1 protein-coding gene is annotated in these 1,161 nt (G+C 53.6%); it reads right to left on the bottom strand.

The window, feature by feature from the left end:
- Window positions 1-9: 9 nt before the first annotated feature.
- The coding region (locus ACP5D0_RS09925; protein WP_472365624.1) for an MFS transporter at window positions 10-1,161 on the bottom strand (1,152 nt) is incomplete at its 5' end.

The following is a 1,161-nucleotide window of genomic DNA, read 5'->3' as shown; positions in this document are numbered from 1 at the left end:
CTTATGCTTTCAGCCGTTTGCAACCCATTTCTGCGCAATGCCGATGGCCAACACCACCGCCAGCGCACTCACGCCAAAGGCCCAAACCGCGCCGCCGGCATACCAGGCATAACCGGCCGCCAACATCCCCAAAGCCCCGCCCAATCCATGACTGGCGGAGGCATAAATCGCTTGGCCTTTGCTTTGGTTATCGCCGTAAAAATGGTGGTCGATCAGATAAATCGCCGCCGCATGGAACAGACCGTAACTGGCGGCGTGCAACAATTGCGCAAACGCCAACAGCGCCCAATGATCCACCACCCACGGAATCATCCCCCAGCGCAGCAGCGTCAACACCAGACTGACCATTAACAGCGTTTTGACCCGAAAGTGGCGGAACAAAGGTACCATCCAGAAAAATACCGCAATCTCTGCCAGCACGCCCAGCGCCCACAACCAAGCGATGACATGTTTACTGTAACCGTGCTCGTCCAGAAAAATGCTGTAAAAACTGTAATAGGTGCCGTGCGAGAATTGAATCAAAATACTGGCGGCCAGCAAACTCGCCACCCACGGCTGCTGGATAATGCTCCAGAACGAACTGGCTTGGTCGTCGTGCTGCGCCACTGGGTGTTCCTGCACCGCAAAGGTTGCCAGCCAGATCACCACGGCCAGCCCCACCAAGGTCCACGGCAAGGTCGTAATCGACCAGGCCTGAATCTGCCAACCCAGCCACAATACCGCCGCGATAAAACCGATGGAACCCCACAGCCGCACCAAGCCATAGCGCTCCTTCACGCCTTTCAAGGTGGTGAAGGTATAGGATTCAAATAATGGCAAAGCGGAATGAAAAAAGAACCCGAAGCCAAACACCGTTAACAACAAGCCCAGAAACGAATCGGTGGTCACAAAGCCAACAGAGAACACCACGGTTAAAAACGCCGTCCAGCGCAACCAGAAAATCGGTCGGCCGGTTTTATCCGCTAACCAGCCTAGGACATTCGGCGCGACGATTTTGGTGGCGATGAACATCGCCATCAGTTGGCCGATTTGAATGGCGTTGAAAGACAGCGACTGATAATACAAGCCGATATACGGAATCAGCCCGCCGAACAACATGAAATAGAAAAAATAAAAACTGGAAAGCTTTGGATAGGCTTGTCGATAAAGCTGTTCCGGCAT

This window comes from Hydrogenovibrio sp. (assembly GCF_049975065.1).
Taxonomy (GTDB): Bacteria; Pseudomonadota; Gammaproteobacteria; order Thiomicrospirales; family Thiomicrospiraceae; genus Hydrogenovibrio.
Note: the sequence above shows the minus strand (reverse complement) of the source record. Positions and strands in the feature narration are given on the sequence as shown.